At 69.2% G+C, this 14,155-nt stretch carries 16 protein-coding genes; 5 read left to right on the top strand and 11 right to left on the bottom strand.

From position 1 onward, the window contains the following. Positions 1-20: 20 nt before the first annotated feature. The 3 genes from sdhD to GAK38_RS11285 form a co-directional block, all read right to left on the bottom strand. Positions 21-386 (bottom strand): succinate dehydrogenase, hydrophobic membrane anchor protein, encoded by a 366-nt coding sequence (sdhD, locus tag GAK38_RS11275; protein ID WP_325344144.1) that lies wholly within the window; start codon positions 384-386, stop codon positions 21-23. Positions 387-436: 50 nt separating this feature from the next. Further along, entirely contained in the window at positions 437-871 is a 435-nt protein-coding gene (gene sdhC / locus GAK38_RS11280) for a succinate dehydrogenase, cytochrome b556 subunit (RefSeq protein WP_325344146.1), read from the bottom strand. A gap of 158 nt (positions 872-1,029) precedes the next feature. Continuing rightward, a complete protein-coding gene (locus tag GAK38_RS11285; protein ID WP_325344148.1) occupies positions 1,030-1,830 on the bottom strand; it encodes a GntR family transcriptional regulator in 801 nt (266 codons plus the stop codon). A gap of 198 nt (positions 1,831-2,028) precedes the next feature. Here GAK38_RS11285 and GAK38_RS11290 point away from each other — a divergent pair, with 198 nt between their 5' ends. The 5 genes from GAK38_RS11290 to acnB all read left to right on the top strand — a co-directional run bounded on the left by GAK38_RS11290 (position 2,029) and on the right by acnB (position 8,199). Further along, positions 2,029-3,015 (top strand): malate dehydrogenase, encoded by a 987-nt coding sequence (locus GAK38_RS11290; protein ID WP_325344150.1) that lies wholly within the window; start codon positions 2,029-2,031, stop codon positions 3,013-3,015. Between the two features lie 24 nt (positions 3,016-3,039). Then, complete coding sequence (gene tam / locus GAK38_RS11295; RefSeq protein WP_325344152.1) at positions 3,040-3,822, top strand: trans-aconitate 2-methyltransferase; 783 nt, start codon at positions 3,040-3,042, stop codon at positions 3,820-3,822. A gap of 94 nt (positions 3,823-3,916) precedes the next feature. Next, positions 3,917-4,930, top strand: coding sequence for an HpcH/HpaI aldolase/citrate lyase family protein (locus GAK38_RS11300; protein WP_325344154.1), 1,014 nt, complete (start codon positions 3,917-3,919; stop codon positions 4,928-4,930). Between the two features lie 23 nt (positions 4,931-4,953). Beyond that, complete coding sequence (locus tag GAK38_RS11305; RefSeq protein ID WP_325344156.1) at positions 4,954-5,544, top strand: hypothetical protein; 591 nt, start codon at positions 4,954-4,956, stop codon at positions 5,542-5,544. Between the two features lie 63 nt (positions 5,545-5,607). Further along, the gene (gene acnB, locus GAK38_RS11310) at positions 5,608-8,199 is read left to right on the top strand and encodes a bifunctional aconitate hydratase 2/2-methylisocitrate dehydratase (RefSeq protein ID WP_325344158.1); all 2,592 of its coding nucleotides are present in this window, start codon (positions 5,608-5,610) and stop codon (positions 8,197-8,199) included. A 345-nt stretch (positions 8,200-8,544) separates the two neighbouring features. Here the strand turns inward: acnB and GAK38_RS11315 are convergent, their stop codons facing one another. From GAK38_RS11315 to ribH, 8 genes are all read right to left on the bottom strand, one after another. Next, a complete protein-coding gene (locus tag GAK38_RS11315; RefSeq protein ID WP_325344160.1) occupies positions 8,545-9,069 on the bottom strand; it encodes a pyridoxamine 5'-phosphate oxidase family protein in 525 nt (174 codons plus the stop codon). Between the two features lie 196 nt (positions 9,070-9,265). After that, entirely contained in the window at positions 9,266-10,294 is a 1,029-nt protein-coding gene (gene tolA / locus GAK38_RS11320) for a cell envelope integrity protein TolA (RefSeq protein WP_325344162.1), read from the bottom strand. 28 nt (positions 10,295-10,322) lie between these two features. Further along, positions 10,323-10,748 carry an ExbD/TolR family protein gene (locus GAK38_RS11325; protein WP_325344163.1) on the bottom strand — a complete coding sequence of 142 codons (426 nt, stop codon included), beginning with the start codon at positions 10,746-10,748 and terminating at the stop codon, positions 10,323-10,325. 10 nt (positions 10,749-10,758) lie between these two features. Continuing rightward, positions 10,759-11,463, bottom strand: coding sequence for a protein TolQ (tolQ, locus tag GAK38_RS11330; RefSeq protein WP_325344165.1), 705 nt, complete (start codon positions 11,461-11,463; stop codon positions 10,759-10,761). Then, the gene (gene ybgC, locus GAK38_RS11335; protein WP_325344167.1) at positions 11,460-11,882 is read right to left on the bottom strand and encodes a tol-pal system-associated acyl-CoA thioesterase; all 423 of its coding nucleotides are present in this window, start codon (positions 11,880-11,882) and stop codon (positions 11,460-11,462) included. The genes tolQ and ybgC overlap by 4 nt, the downstream gene beginning before the upstream one ends. A gap of 51 nt (positions 11,883-11,933) precedes the next feature. Then, entirely contained in the window at positions 11,934-13,142 is a 1,209-nt protein-coding gene (locus tag GAK38_RS11340; RefSeq protein ID WP_325344169.1) for a pyridoxal phosphate-dependent aminotransferase, read from the bottom strand. After that, a complete protein-coding gene (gene nusB, locus GAK38_RS11345; protein WP_325344171.1) occupies positions 13,139-13,693 on the bottom strand; it encodes a transcription antitermination factor NusB in 555 nt (184 codons plus the stop codon). Before nusB ends, GAK38_RS11340 begins: the two co-directional genes overlap by 4 nt. Then, entirely contained in the window at positions 13,690-14,154 is a 465-nt protein-coding gene (gene ribH / locus GAK38_RS11350) for a 6,7-dimethyl-8-ribityllumazine synthase (protein WP_325344173.1), read from the bottom strand. Before ribH ends, nusB begins: the two co-directional genes overlap by 4 nt. Between the last annotated feature and the right edge of the window lies 1 nt (position 14,155).

The following is a 14,155-nucleotide window of genomic DNA, read 5'->3' on the forward strand; positions in this document are numbered from 1 at the left end:
TGGGAGCTTCGTCGTGGGGATCAGAGGCGCCAGAGCACCTGGAAGGCCCAGCCCGCCACCGAGACGAGCCAGACGATCGTGAGAATCTGCAGCGACAGGCGCGCCCAGACAGGCTTGACGTAGTCCATCAACACGTCGCGCACACCGACCCAGGCGTGGTAGGCGACGCCGACGATGACGGCGAAGGTCAGCACCTTCATCCACTGCGCGGCGAAGATGCCGGCCCACTTCCCATAGCCGATCGGGCCCGAGGTGAAAATCACCTGCACCAGCAGGGCGATGGTGAAGAGCGCCATCAGCGCGGCGGTGGCGCGCTGCGCCAGCCAGTCGCGCAGGCCGTAGTGGGCGCCGACGACGACGCGCTTGGAACCGTAATTCACGGACATGGTGGGAAACCTCGTTGTTCTCGTGGGGGCGAAGGATGCGGCCGCGGCTTTTAGTACAGGCCGAACAGCTTGGCGCCGAGGATGACCGCCAGGCCGATGCTCAGCACCAGCACGGCACGGGCCGAATTGGCGCCGAACTGCTTGTTGACCGCGTCGTGGCTCACGTCCATCCAGAGGTGGCGCAGGCCGGCGATGAAGTGGTGCAGGTAGGCCCAGATCAGCGCCAGGGCGACCAGCTTGATGAACCAGCCCGGAACGAAACCAAGGCCGCTGTTGAAGGCGGCCTTGAAGCGTGCGAACGAGATTTCGGACGAGACGGATGTGTCGAACAGCCACACCACGAAGGGCAGCAGCAGGAACAGCACGAGGCCGCTGACACGGTGGAGGATGGATACCCAACCCGCAGCCGGAAGCCGGTAGGTCGTGAGGTCCTTGAAGGCGTTGATGTTGCGGAACTCAGGCCGCTTCTTGGCTAGCTCGGTCATGGCGGGGTGCTTTCTTTAGGGGTGGCTGCGCGGTAATTTCGTAAAAGCAAACAACCCAAAATTCTATTGCAATGCCGCAACAGCGGGCTGTGCAAACGGTATTTTCGACGGTTCTGCTCAAGTTGCAGGTGCATGGAAGGCACGTGCGCGGCGGGCCGTCAGCTGAGTTGGTTGCGGTAGTGGTGGGTGTCGGTCCGGTAGAGCCCGCGGCGTAGTTCCATGGGGGTGTCGCTGTAGGTATAGGCGATGCGCTCCACGCTCAGCAGCGGCGTGGGGGTGCCGGCGGCGATCGCCAGCAGCCGCGACTGCTCGGCATCGGCAAGCACGGCGCGGATCTTTTCCTCGGCGCGCACCATGCGCACGCCGAATTCCAGTTCGAACAGCGCATAGGTCGGGCCCTGGTGGCCGTCGATGCGCTCGGCCGTGAGGCCCTTGAAGGGGCCGCCGGGCAGCCAGATGTCTTCGAGGATCGTCGGCAAGCCCGCGAACGCGAGCACCCGGCGCACCTGCACCACCGCATCGCCGCTGCGCAGAGCCAAGGCGCGGGCCACGTCGGCGCTGGCGCGCTGGCGGCGGCAGTCGATGATGCTGCGCTGGGCCGGGCCTTCCTCGGCCGCGGCGCCGCTGTCGGGCTGCAGCCGCAGGAAGCGGTACTGCACCTGGCGCTCGGCATGGGTGGCCACGAAGGTACCCTTGCCCTGGCGGCGCACCAGCAGGTTCTCGGCCGCGAGTTCGTCGATGGCCTTGCGCACCGTGCCCTGGCTCACGCGGAAGCGGCCGGCCAGGTCGATCTCGCTCGGGATGGATTCGCCCGGCTTCCATTCGCCGGCCTGGAGGCTCTGCAGAATCAGCCCCTTGATCTGCTGGTACAGCGGACTGAACGCCGGTGCCGGCAGCGAGGCGGACGGGCCGCCCGCTGCGGAGCCGGAGCTTTCGGTCGAGGGGATGTTCTGGGCCATGAGGCGGGTCGGAATGCCGGTGGGGCGGCTCGGATCATATCTTATATAAGACATAAGACAAATTGACGGGCGCCTTTTTTCAGGCGTACACTCCGCGGCTGCTTGCAGGGCTCGGGCTCATGGCATCGACAGCGGTGCGACAGTGCTGTGCTTGGTCCTGCCAAGACCCTTCCACATGTCACTTCCAGGAGTCCTCTCATGAGCAACCCCCCCGTTCGCGTGGCCGTCACCGGCGCCGCAGGCCAGATCGGCTATGCCCTGCTGTTCCGCATTGCCTCCGGCGAACTGCTGGGCAAGGACCAGCCGGTGATCCTGCAGCTGCTGGAGATCCCGAACGAGAAGGCCCAGAACGCCCTGCGCGGCGTGATCCTGGAACTGGAGGACGGCGCCTTCCCGCTGCTGGCCGGCATCGCAGCCCACAGCTATCCGCTCAAGGCGTTCAAGGACACCGACTATGCCCTGCTCGTGGGCGCCAGCCCGCGCAAGCCCGGCCAGGAGCGCGCCGACCTGCTGGCGACCAACGCCCAGATCTTCATCGCCCAGGGCAAGGCGCTCAACGAGGTCGCCAGCCGCAACGTCAAGGTGCTCGTCGTCGGCAACCCGGCCAATACCAATGCCTACATCGCCGCCAAGAGCGCGCCGGACCTGCCGCGCAAGAACTTCACCGCGATGCTGCGCCTGGACCACAACCGCGCGCTCACCCAGATCGCCCAGAAGACCGGCACCAAGGTTGCCGACATCAAAAAGCTGACCGTCTGGGGCAACCACTCGCCCACGATGTACGCCGACTACCGCTTCGCCACCGTCAACGGCAAGAGCGTCAAGGACCTGATCAACGACCAGGAATGGAACGCCAACGTGTTCCTGCCCACCGTCGGCAAGCGCGGCGCCGCCGTGCTCGAAGCCCGCGGCCTGTCGTCGGCCGCCTCGGCCGCCAACGCCGCCATCGACCACATCCGCGACTGGGCCCTGGGCTCCAAGGGCGAGTGGGTCACGATCGGCGCGCCGTCCAACGGCGAGTACGGCATTCCCGAAGGCATCGTGTTCGGCTTTCCGACCACGACCGAGAACGGCGAATACAAGATCGTCGAAGGCCTCGAGATCGACCAGTTCAGCAAGGAGCGCATCGCGATCACGCTGAAGGAACTGGAAGACGAGCGCGCCGCGATCGCCCACCTGCTGTAAGCAGCCTCTGCCGAGCCGCCCGCCATGGCCACCGACTGGAACCCCGCGCTCTACCGCCGCTTCGAAGGCGAGCGCACGCGCCCGGCGCAGGAACTGCTGGCGCGCGTGCCGCTGCCGCGCGCGGATGCGGTCGTCGACCTGGGCTGCGGCCCCGGCAACTCCACCGAGCTGCTGGTGCACCGCTTCGCCTCGGCCGAGGTGGTCGGCATCGACAACTCCGAGGCCATGATCGAGAGCGCGCGCGAGCGGCTGCCGCAGGCGCGCTTCGGCCTGGCCGACATCTCCACCTGGGCGCCCGCCGGCGACGCGCCCGACCTGGTCTATGCGAACGCCTCGCTGCAGTGGGTGCCCGACCACCCGACCCTGCTGCCCCGCCTCTTCGCCACGCTCGCGCCCGGCGGCGTGCTCGCGGTGCAGATGCCCGACAACCGCGAGGAGCCCAGCCACCAGCTGATGCGCGAAGTGGCCTCCGAGGCGCCGTTTTCCACCTTCATCCCGGACGCGCGCGGCGTGCGCACGGCCATCCTGCCGCTCGCCGCGTACTACGACCTGCTCAGCACCCAGGCCGCGCAGGTCGACGTGTGGCACACCATCTACCAGCATCCGCTGCCCTCGGCCGAGGCCATCATGGACTGGGTGCGGGCCACCGGCCTGCGCCCGTTCGTCGACCGGCTGCCGCCCGACCTGCAGCTGCGCTTCGTGGCCGAATACCAGCGCCGCATCGACGCGGCCTACGGCGCGCGCGCCGTAGGCCTGCGGCTGCTGGCCTTCCCGCGGCTCTTCATCGTCGCGCAGCGCAAGGCATGAGCATGGGATTGGGCGTGGTATATACCCTGGTGGGTAATGTGCCAGGGCGCTCGGAAAGTGTGCGCAACATGTCCGTCCTCCCGGGGGTATTGTTGTGACCCAGACCGGCGGCGTGCTGCGGCGCCATCCGCGCGAGGTATTGCCCGATGCGCAGTCCAGCGCCATCGCGCTGCCGGTCTGCGACCACTACAGCGGCGTCGAGGCGCGCATGCGCAAGAGCCTGGCATTGCAGGCCGAGCTGGCCGCAGAGTTCGGCGCCTGGGTCTTCGACGTCACCCTCGACTGCGAGGACGGCGCACCAGCCGGCGCCGAGGCCGAGCATGCCGCCCTGGTCGCGGAGCTGGCCCTGGGCGCCGCGCCCGGCGCCCGCGTGGTCGCCCGCGTCCATCCGGTGGACCATCCCGCCTTCGAGGCCGACGTGGCCGCCATCGCCGGCCGGGCCGGCGCGCGGCTCGCGCACGTGATGGTGCCCAAGGTCGAGACCGTGGCCGACGTGGAGCGCGCGGTGCGCGCCGTCGATGCCGCCGGCGCCCCGCGGCTGCCGCTGCATGTGCTGATCGAGTCGCCCGCGGCCGTGCACCGCGCCTTCGACATCGCCGCCCATCCGCGGGTGCAGTCGCTTTCCTTCGGCCTGATGGACTTCGTCTCGGCCCACGGCGGCGCGATTCCGTCGGGCGGCATGGGCGTCGCGGGCCAGTTCAGCCATCCGCTGGTCGTGCGTGCCAAGCTGGCCATCGCCTCGGCCGCGCATGCCCACGGCAAGGTGCCGTCGCACTGCGTCGTCACCGAGTTCCGCGATGCCGGCGCCCTGCGCGCCGCCGCCACCCGCGCCGCGCGCGAGTTCGGCTACACGCGCATGTGGAGCATCCATCCCGACCAGATCCGCCCGATCCTCGCCGCCTTCGCCCCGGCGGCCGAGGAGGTCGAGACCGCCGCGCAGATCGTGCTGGCGGCACAGCAGGCGGACTGGGCACCCATCAGCTTCGGCGGCCAGCTGCACGACCGTGCAAGCTACCGCTATTACTGGCAGGTCCTGGAGCGGGCGCACCGCACCGGGCAGGCCCTGCCGGCCGAGGCTGCCGGCTATTTCGCCGCAGCCGATTCCTGAAAACCCACGAGGTCCTCTCACCCATGAAGCCGAACACCACCCTCGCCGCACTGGCCTGCGCGTCCGCGCTGCTCCTGTCCGCGGCCTCGGCCCAGGCCGCCGAGACCGCTCCTGCCAAGACCCATGCCAAGCCGGCCGCCGCCAGGGCTGCCGCGGCCAAGAAGCCTGCGCGGCCCAAGGCCAGGATCGCCAAGACGGCGGCCAAGGCCGTCGAGGAAGTCACGCCGGTGGACGACGATCCGAACATCACCCTGAGCGAAGCCGACCTCGAAGTCGCCAAGCGCGTCTACGTGGGTGCCATCAAGTGCGAACTCGGCGCCAACGTGCAGATCGATGCCGACGAGAAACACCCGGGCTTCTTCACCGTCAGGACCGCCCAGGTCCGCTACCGCATGCACCCGGTCGAGAGCCGCACCGGCGCCGTGCGCCTGGAAGACCCGCGCGCTGGCGCCATCTGGATCCAGCTGGGCAACAAGTCGATGCTGATGAACCAGAAGATCGGCGAGCGCCTGGCCGACGAATGCCAGGGCACGCAGCAGGTCGCCTTCGCCGAAGAGATGAAGAAGAACCCGCCCAAGAGCCTGTTCGAGCCGGCCGACGCGCCCGCCAAGTAAGCAAGCAGGAGCAGGCCGTCACGGGCCTGTCCGACCCGATACCTTTGCCCCCGGAGAAAGAGAATGTTGCAAGCCTACCGTGAACATGCCGCCGAACGCGCCGCGCTCGGTATCCCGCCGCTGCCGCTGGATGCCAAGCAGGTCGCCGCGCTGATCGAACTCATCAAGAACCCGCCGGCCGGCGAAGAAGCATTCCTGCTCGACCTGCTGACCCACCGCGTACCGCCCGGCGTGGACGATGCGGCCAAGGTCAAGGCCAGCTTCCTGGCCGCCGTGGCGCACGGCGACATCCAGGTGGGCCTCATCTCCAAGGCCAAGGCCACCGAACTGCTGGGCACCATGGTGGGCGGCTACAACGTGCATCCGCTCATCGAGCTGCTCGACGACGCCGAAGTCGCCGGCGTGGCCGCCGAGGGCCTGAAGAAGACGCTGCTGATGTTCGACTTCTTCAACGACGTGGCCGAGAAGGCCAAGGCCGGCAATGTCCGCGCCAAGGAAGTCATCCAGTCCTGGGCCGATGCCGAGTGGTTCACCAGCCGCCCCGAAGTCGGGAAGAAGATCACCGTCACCGTCTTCAAGGTGCCCGGCGAGACCAACACCGACGACCTCTCGCCCGCGCCCGACGCCTGGAGCCGTCCGGACATCCCGCTGCACTACCTCGCGATGCTGAAGAACACCCGCCCCGACGCGGGCTTCCAGCCCGAGGAGGACGGCAAGCGCGGCCCGATCCAGTTCATCGAGGACCTCAAGAAGAAGGGCCACCTCGTCGCCTACGTCGGCGACGTCGTCGGCACCGGCTCTAGCCGCAAGTCGGCCACCAACAGCGTGATCTGGGCCACCGGCCAGGACATCCCCTACGTGCCCAACAAGCGCTTCGGCGGCGTCACGCTCGGCGGCAAGATCGCGCCGATCTTCTTCAACACGCAGGAGGACTCCGGCTCGCTGCCGATCGAAGTCGATGTGTCCAAGCTCGAACTCGGCGACGTGATCGACGTGCTGCCCTACGACGGCCGGCTGGTCAAGAACGGCGAGACCGTGGCCGAGTTCAAGCTCAAGAGCGACGTGCTGTTCGACGAAGTGCGCGCCGGCGGCCGCATCAACCTCATCATCGGCCGCTCGCTGACCGCCAAGGCGCGCGAGTTCCTGGGCCTGCCCGCATCGACCGTGTTCCGCCTGCCGCAGGCGCCGGCCGAGACGAAGGCCGGCTTCACGCTCGCGCAGAAGATGGTCGGCCGCGCCGTCGGCCTGCCCGAAGGCCAGGGCGTGCGCCCGGGCACCTACTGCGAGCCCAAGATGACCACCGTCGGCTCGCAGGACACCACCGGTCCGATGACGCGCGATGAGTTGAAGGACCTCGCCTGCCTGGGCTTCAGTGCCGACATGGTTATGCAGTCGTTCTGCCACACCGCGGCCTATCCGAAGCCGGTCGACGTCAAGACCCACCGCGAACTGCCGGCCTTCATCAGCAACCGCGGTGGCGTCTCGCTGCGCCCCGGCGACGGCGTGATCCACTCCTGGCTCAACCGCCTGCTGCTGCCCGACACCGTCGGCACCGGCGGCGACTCGCACACGCGCTTCCCGATCGGCATCTCCTTCCCCGCGGGCTCGGGCCTCGTGGCCTTCGGCGCGGCCACCGGCGTGATGCCGCTGGACATGCCCGAGTCGGTCCTCGTGCGCTTCAAGGGCGAACTCCAGCCCGGCGTGACACTGCGCGACCTGGTGCATGCGATCCCGCTGTACGCCATCAAGCAGGGTCTGCTGACGGTGGCCAAGGCCGGCAAGAAGAACGTCTTCTCGGGTCGCATCCTGGAGATCGAGGGCCTGCCGGACCTCAAGGTCGAACAGGCATTCGAGCTGTCGGACGCCTCGGCCGAGCGCTCGGCCGCCGGCTGCACGATCAAGCTCAACAAGGAGCCGATCATCGAGTACCTGAACTCGAACATCGTGCTCATGAAGAACATGATCGCCGACGGCTATGCCGACGCGCGCACGCTCAAGCGCCGCATCGAGAAGGTCGAGGCCTGGCTGGCCCAGCCCGAACTGCTCGAAGCCGACAAGGACGCCGAATACGCGGCCGTCATCGAGATCGACCTGGCCGACATCACCGAGCCGATCGTCTGCTGCCCGAACGACCCGGACGACGCCAAGTTCCTCTCCGAGGTCGCCGGCACCCAGATCGACGAAGCCTTCATCGGTTCGTGCATGACCAACATCGGCCATTTCCGCGCCGCGGCCAAGCTGCTCGGCGGCCAGCGCGACATTCCGGTCAAGCTCTGGGTCGCGCCGCCGACCAAGATGGACCAGAACGAGCTGATCAAGGAAGGCCACTACGCCGCCTTCGGCACCGCCGGCGCGCGCACCGAACTGCCGGGCTGCTCGCTGTGCATGGGCAACCAGGCGCAGGTGCACGAGGGCGCGACGGTGATCTCCACCAGCACGCGCAACTTCCCGAACCGCCTGGGCAAGAACACCAACGTGTTCCTGGGCTCGGCCGAACTGGCCGCCATCGCCTCGCGCATCGGCCGCCTGCCCACCAAGGAGGAATACCTCCAGGAAATGGGCATCATCGACGCCGACAAGGCCAGCGTGTACCGCTATCTGAACTTCAATCAGATCGAGGAATACGCGGACGCGGCCAAGGCCGTAGCGGTCTAACCGAACGGTCCGGCCGTTCGGCCCGGGGCAAGCGCCTGCTTGCCGGGGCCCGAGGGATACCCAGACATCGCGCCCTCGGTGAACTGGATCGGCCGGGCGCCCGCGTCGGCCGCCTGCCGCATGAAGGCTCGGATCTGCGCTCCGTTCTCACGCGCATCGAATGCGACTAAGGTCTGCGCTAGGGCAACGCGCAGCCTGGGGGCGACAGCCGCGGGGCTGACTTTGTTCTCGCGATGTCCCATCCGCCGGATGATGGAGGGGCCGGTACTCTATCGGCAGGTTCGCCCGCAACGGCGCGCCCTGTGCGGGTCGCAGAGGCGCGGCCGGGGAGAGGGGGCAGTGAACTCAGGCCAGTTCCAACTCCCTGTGCTCGCCGAGGTTGCGCGGCTGCTTGCCGGTCATCGCGGCGCGGGCCAGCTTGAAGAGCTGGACCATCTTGCTTTCCTTCACGTCCCAGTATTCGGCATGGCCGATGTCCACGGCCAGCAGCGCCAGATCCGGATCGGCCGGGCCGCCCGGGAACCAGGCCTTGGCCATCTGCGACCACAGGGCCTCGACCTTGGCGCGGTCTTCCACGAAGCGGGCGTGGCCCGAGAGCGAGACGTAGCTGTCGGCGTCGGGGTTCGCATACGAGACGTTGACGTTGCCGTCGGCCTGGAGGTGGCCGAAGAGGTGGGTCTTGCGCGAGACGAAGAAGTAGAGCGTCGCGTCCTCGTCGAGGTCCGTGTTCTGCGTGGTCAGCGGATGGGCGTGCAGGATGCCCTCGGGATGGCGATGGGTCAGCATGCCGAAGCGCGTGTCCTTGATGAGCTTCCACAGCGTGCCGCGAACGTCGTGCTGGTCGCGGGAGGTGTCGGGTGTTGCAGTCATCTGGCGGCTCCTTTCGTGTGTGGTATCGGGTGTGATGGCATTCACTCTTGCTGCCGCGCAGCGGGCCGGCCGTGGGGCCGGGCAGACGGCGGCTGTGCGGCATCTCCGACAATGCCGCCACGAAAGGGGTATGGCCGGGGGTATATGGCCATAGCGGGCATGGCCAGCCCGCTGTGGAAAGGTATATGGGGGAGTATCAGTCCTTGGGCCGGAACGCCAGCAGCAGCGACGACGGCACGCGCCCGTCCACGTCGCGCGGCAGCGTCTCGGTCTTGTCGATGGCGCGCAGCACGGCGTCGTCCCAGGACTTCACGCCGCTGGACTTGACCAGCCGCTTGCCGACGATGGTGCCGTCGGGCGAGGCCCGCACCTCGACCTCGGCGGCCGGGTTGCCGCCCACATCGTCGGTGAAGGTAATGTTGGGCCGCACCTTGGCGGCCACCTTGCCGCCGTAGCTGCCGGACGGCCCGGACGAGCGCTGGGCGCTGCCGGTGGCTGTGGCGCCTCCGGTCGCGCCGGCCAGGCCCTGGAGCCGCTTGAGGTTGTCGGCGCGGTCGCCGCGCAGCGCCGCCAGCTGCTTTTCTTCCTGCGCCTGCCTGGCGGCCTCGCGCTTCCGGGCGTCGGCGGCGGCCTGCTGCTGCTTCTTCTTTTCCTCGGCGAGCTTGTCCTGCCTTTCCTTTTCGCGCTGCTCCTTTTCTTCCTGCGCCAGACGCTGCTGCTGGCGCTCCTTCTCGCGCTGGGCTTCGAGCTGCTGCTTCTTCTTGTCCTGGGCGAGCTTTTCCTGGCGCTCGCGCTCCTCGCGCTCGGCGCGTTCCTGTTCCTTCTTCTGCTGCTCGGCGCGCAGCCGCTCCTGCCGTTCCTTCTCCTGCTGCTTCTTTTTCTTCTCGCGCTCCAGGGCGATGTCGGCCTCGCGCGTGTCGGGCTGCGCCTGGGGCGGCGGGGGGGGAGGTGGCGGCGGCGGCGCGGGCCGGGGCTCCGGCGGCGGGGGCGGCGCCGGCGGCGTGGGCTCGGGCGGCGGCGCGGCCAGGCGCGGCGCGGCCTGCTGCGGCACGGCCGACCAGAGTTCGGCCTCCACGGCCGGCTGGTCGGCGCTGGTCTTCCAGTGCACGCCCCAGGTCAGGGCGGCGATGAGGGCGGCATGCACCACCACCGCCAGCGCCACCGCGCGCAGGCGGCCCGGCGGGCGCGGGGGCGCCAGCTGGTCGCGTTCGTCGTAGTTCGGCATCGTCTGGTCGGTACCCCGGGCTTGTGCGTCAGCTGCCCTGCTTGACCGATAGGCCCACGCGCTGCACGCCGGCGCGCTGGAGCGCGTCCATGGCCTTGACCACAGAGTCGTAGCTCACGTTCCTGTCGGCGGTGATCAGCACGGGCGTGCCTTCGGGCTGCGTGGCCTGCCAGTCGCGCGCGGCCTTGCCGAGCGCGCCGAGCGACACGGGGCGCTCGTTGCCGTCGGTCTTGAGCTGCAGGCTGCCGTCCTTCTGCACGACCACCTGGCCGAAGGTCTTGGGTGCCTTGCTGCCCTTGCCGACGCTGGGCACGTTGATGCTGCTCGGCGTGAGCATGGGCGCGGTCACCATGAAGATGATGAGCAGCACCAGCATCACGTCGATGAAGGGCACCATGTTGATCTCGTTCATCGAACGGCGGCGGCTGCCGCTGCGGGATGCCATGACGGGCATGGGGCCTCCTTCAGCGGCCGGAAGCCGTGGCGGCGGCCTGGCTGCCCAGGTTGCGCTGCAGGATGTTGGAGAACTCCTCGATGAAGGTCTCCTGGTGCGTGGCCACGCGGTCGATGTCGCGCGCGAAGCGGTTGTAGGCGACGACGGCCGGGATGGCGGCGAACAGGCCGATGGCGGTGGCCACCAGCGCCTCGGCGATACCCGGCGCCACGGTGGCGAGCGTGACCTGCTCCATGCCGGCGAAGCCGGTGAAGGCATGCATGATTCCCCAGACGGTGCCGAACAGGCCGACGTAGGGGCTGACCGAGGCGACCGAGCCAAAGAAGGACAGGCTGGTCTCGATCACGTCCATCTCGCGCTGGAAGCTCGCGCGCATGGCGCGGCGCGCGCCGTCGAGCAGGGTGCCGGCGTCGGTGATGCGGCGCTCCCGCAGCTTCTGGTATTCGCGCATGCCGCTGGCGAAGATGCGCGCCATCGGGCCGACGTTGCGCGCGTTCTGGGCGGCCGCGGCATACAGGTCGTTCAGGCTGGTGCCGGACCAGAAGTCGCGCTCGAACTGGTCGTTGAGCTGCTTGACGCGGCCCAGGGCGAACAGCTTGCGGAAGATCGCTGCCCAGCTGGCGATGGAGACGCCGATGAGCAGCAGCATCACCAGCTGCACCACCCAGCTCGCGTTGAGGACCAGGTGGACGATCGACAGGTCTTGGGAGTTCATGGATGCTGAATCGCTTGGAGGATGGAGGACGGAATGCGCGCGGGCCGCAGAGTTCCCGCATCGACCCAGCCGATGCGGATGGTGCCGGTGCACAGCGCGGCGGCGGGCGCGTCGGCGCGATGGGCCGGCGCGGGCAGGGCGCGCTGTGCAATGGTGAGGCGGGCGCGGCCGGCCTCGGCGAGTTCGGCCGTCACGAGGAGCTGGTCGTCCAGCCGCGCGGGCCGCAGGTACTGCACCTCGCTGGAGGTGACGATGAACATGCCGCCGGCCTCCTCGCGCAGGCGCTGCTGGCCGATGCCCAGCGAGCGCAGCCATTCGGTGCGCGCGCGTTCGAAGAACTTGAGGTAGTTGGCGTAGAAGACGATGCCGCCGGCGTCGGTGTCTTCCCAGTAGACGCGGATCGGGAACGCGAAGGACATAGGCATGCGGAATGTAACGCGCGTCTGTCGCGGGGTGGTAACAGGCGGTGGTCAGCGGAGGATGGCGCCCAGCCGCGCCACGGCCTCCTGCAGCTGTTCCGGCGCGCTGGCGGTGGAGAAGCGCACGAAGCGCGCGGTGTCGGCCGTGCCGAAGTCGCGCCCCGGCGTGATCGCCACGTGGGCGCGGCGCAGCACCTCGAAGGCGAAGTCCCAGCCGCCCTGCACGCCGAGCCGGGCCGCCGCCTGCGTGCAGTCGGCCCAGGCATAGAAGGCGCCGTCGGGCGCGACCGGCACCGGCAGTCCGAGCGCCTGGAGCTGCGGGACGAACCAGTCGCGCCGCGCGCGGAACGCGGCGCGGCGGCGTTCGTACTCGGCGATGCTCTCGGGCGCGAAGCAGGCCAGCGCCGCATGCTGGGCCACCGTGCTGGCGCAGATGAACAGGTTCTGCGCGAGCCGCTCGACGGCCGGCACCAGCGCCTCGGGCACGACCAGCCAGCCCAGGCGCCAGCCGGTCATGTGGAAGTACTTGCTGAAGCTGTTGACGCTGATGACGTCGTCGCCCCCGTCTGCGCAGGTCGCGAGCGCGGTCTGGCCATAGGCATCGTCGTGCGACAGGCCCAGGTAGATCTCGTCGACGATGGTGATGCCGCCACGCGCGCGCACCACGTCGTGGATGGCGCGCATCTCGGCCGGCACGATCGAGGTGCCCGTGGGATTCGACGGCGAGGCCAGCAGCACGCCGCGCGTGGCCGGGCGCCAGGCGGCCTCGACCTTGGCCGCGCTGAGCTGGAAGCGCTCGGCCGCCGTGGTCGGGATCAGTACCGGCGTACCCTCGGCCGCGCTCACGAACTGGCGGTTGCAGGGGTAGCTCGGGTCCGGCAGCAGGATCTCGTCGCCGGATTCGACCAGCGCCAGGCAGGCCAGCTGCAGGGCGGCCGAGGCGCCGGCGGTGACGACGATGCGCCGGGCCGGCACGTCCACGCCGAAGCGCTCGGCATACCAGCCGCTGATGCGCTCGCGCAATGCATCGAGCCCGAGGGCCGGCGTGTACTGGGTGGCGCCGTCGCGCACCGCGCGCTCCGCGGCCTGCCGCACCAGCGGCGGCGCGGTGAAGTCGGGCTCGCCGATGTTGAGGAAGACGAGCGGGCGCGTGTCCTCGATCGCGCCGCAGGCCGCATCCCGTGCGATGGCCTGGGCGGCCTTGGCCACCTCCATCACATAGAACGGCTCGATGCGCCCGGCGCGCGCGGCGATCCTCATTGCCTGGCGGCGTCGGTGTCCGGTTGCGCTTTCTGCGGCGCGGGGCGGCTGCCTCGGGGGTCGGCGGCGACCTCCTGCGGGCGCAGCTGCGGCGCCAGGCCGCCGAGCACGCCGTTGACGTACTTGTGGCCGTCGGTGCCGCCGAATTCCTTGGCGAGTTCGATGCACTCGTTGAGCACCACGCGCCACGGCACGTCGAGGCAGTGGCGCAGCTCGTAGGCGCCGATCCACAGCACGCCGTGCTCGACGGGCGACAGCTCGGAGAGCTTGCGGTCGAGCAGCGGCTCGATCAGCGCGTCGAGTTCGACCGCCTGCGCGATGGCGCCGTGCAGCAGCGCGTCGTAGTGCGCCGCGTCGGCCTTGTGGAAGCCCGAGAGGTCGCGCGTGAAGGCGTCGATGGAGGCCGCGTCGTTGCGGCCGACCAGATGCTGGTAGAGCGCCTGCAGGGCGAACTCACGGGCGCGGGTGCGCTCGGACTTGGCCGAGGCCTTGCGGGCGCCGGTCAGCGTGCGGCCCGGCTCGGGGCGGGAGGGCTTCGGGTCCGTGGTCATGCGAGGGTGTCGAGGAGGTTGGCCATTTCCACCGCCACGCGGGCGGCGTCGCGGCCCTTTTCTTCCTGGCGGGCGATGGCCTGCTCCAGGTTCTCGGTGGTGAGGATGGCGTTGGCGATGGGCAGCCGGTAGTCGAGCGACACGCGGGTCACGCCGGCGCCGGATTCGTTGGCGACCAGCTCGAAGTGGTAGGTTTCGCCGCGGATGATGGCGCCCAGGGCGATCAGCGCGTCGTACCGGTCGCGCTCGGCCAGGGCCTGCAGGGCTACGGGCACTTCGAGCGCGCCGGGCACCAGGACGTGGTCGATGTGCTTCTCCTGCACGCCCAGGGCGAGCAGCTCCGCGCGGGCCGCGGCGGCCAGCGCGCTGGTGATGCCCTCGTTGAAGCGGGCCTGCACGATGCCGATGGAGAGTTTGTGGCCGTCGAGCTTGTCGGCCGTGCCTTTGTCTGCGCCGAACATG

It is taken from the genome of Xylophilus sp., assembly GCA_009914555.1.
Taxonomy (GTDB): Bacteria; Pseudomonadota; Gammaproteobacteria; order Burkholderiales; family Burkholderiaceae_C; genus WNDY01.

Bases quoted from the DNA above. Each gene is read 5' to 3' on its own strand.
- GAK38_RS11340 (WP_325344169.1), bottom strand. From the start codon at position 13,142: ATGAGGATCGCCGCGCGCGCCGGGCGCATCGAGCCGTTCTATGTGATG.
- ribH (WP_325344173.1), bottom strand. From the start codon at position 14,154: ATGTTCGGCGCAGACAAAGGCACGGCCGACAAGCTCGACGGCCACAAA.
- tolA (WP_325344162.1), bottom strand. From the start codon at position 10,294: ATGCCGAACTACGACGAACGCGACCAGCTGGCGCCCCCGCGCCCGCCG.
- acnB (WP_325344158.1), top strand. From the start codon at position 5,608: ATGTTGCAAGCCTACCGTGAACATGCCGCCGAACGCGCCGCGCTCGGT.
- tam (WP_325344152.1), top strand. From the start codon at position 3,040: ATGGCCACCGACTGGAACCCCGCGCTCTACCGCCGCTTCGAAGGCGAG.
- ybgC (WP_325344167.1), bottom strand. From the start codon at position 11,882: ATGTCCTTCGCGTTCCCGATCCGCGTCTACTGGGAAGACACCGACGCC.
- GAK38_RS11290 (WP_325344150.1), top strand. From the start codon at position 2,029: ATGAGCAACCCCCCCGTTCGCGTGGCCGTCACCGGCGCCGCAGGCCAG.
- GAK38_RS11325 (WP_325344163.1), bottom strand. From the start codon at position 10,748: ATGCCCGTCATGGCATCCCGCAGCGGCAGCCGCCGCCGTTCGATGAAC.
- tolQ (WP_325344165.1), bottom strand. From the start codon at position 11,463: ATGAACTCCCAAGACCTGTCGATCGTCCACCTGGTCCTCAACGCGAGC.
- GAK38_RS11305 (WP_325344156.1), top strand. From the start codon at position 4,954: ATGAAGCCGAACACCACCCTCGCCGCACTGGCCTGCGCGTCCGCGCTG.
- GAK38_RS11285 (WP_325344148.1), bottom strand. From the start codon at position 1,830: ATGGCCCAGAACATCCCCTCGACCGAAAGCTCCGGCTCCGCAGCGGGC.
- GAK38_RS11315 (WP_325344160.1), bottom strand. From the start codon at position 9,069: ATGACTGCAACACCCGACACCTCCCGCGACCAGCACGACGTTCGCGGC.
- nusB (WP_325344171.1), bottom strand. From the start codon at position 13,693: ATGACCACGGACCCGAAGCCCTCCCGCCCCGAGCCGGGCCGCACGCTG.
- sdhD (WP_325344144.1), bottom strand. From the start codon at position 386: ATGTCCGTGAATTACGGTTCCAAGCGCGTCGTCGTCGGCGCCCACTAC.
- sdhC (WP_325344146.1), bottom strand. From the start codon at position 871: ATGACCGAGCTAGCCAAGAAGCGGCCTGAGTTCCGCAACATCAACGCC.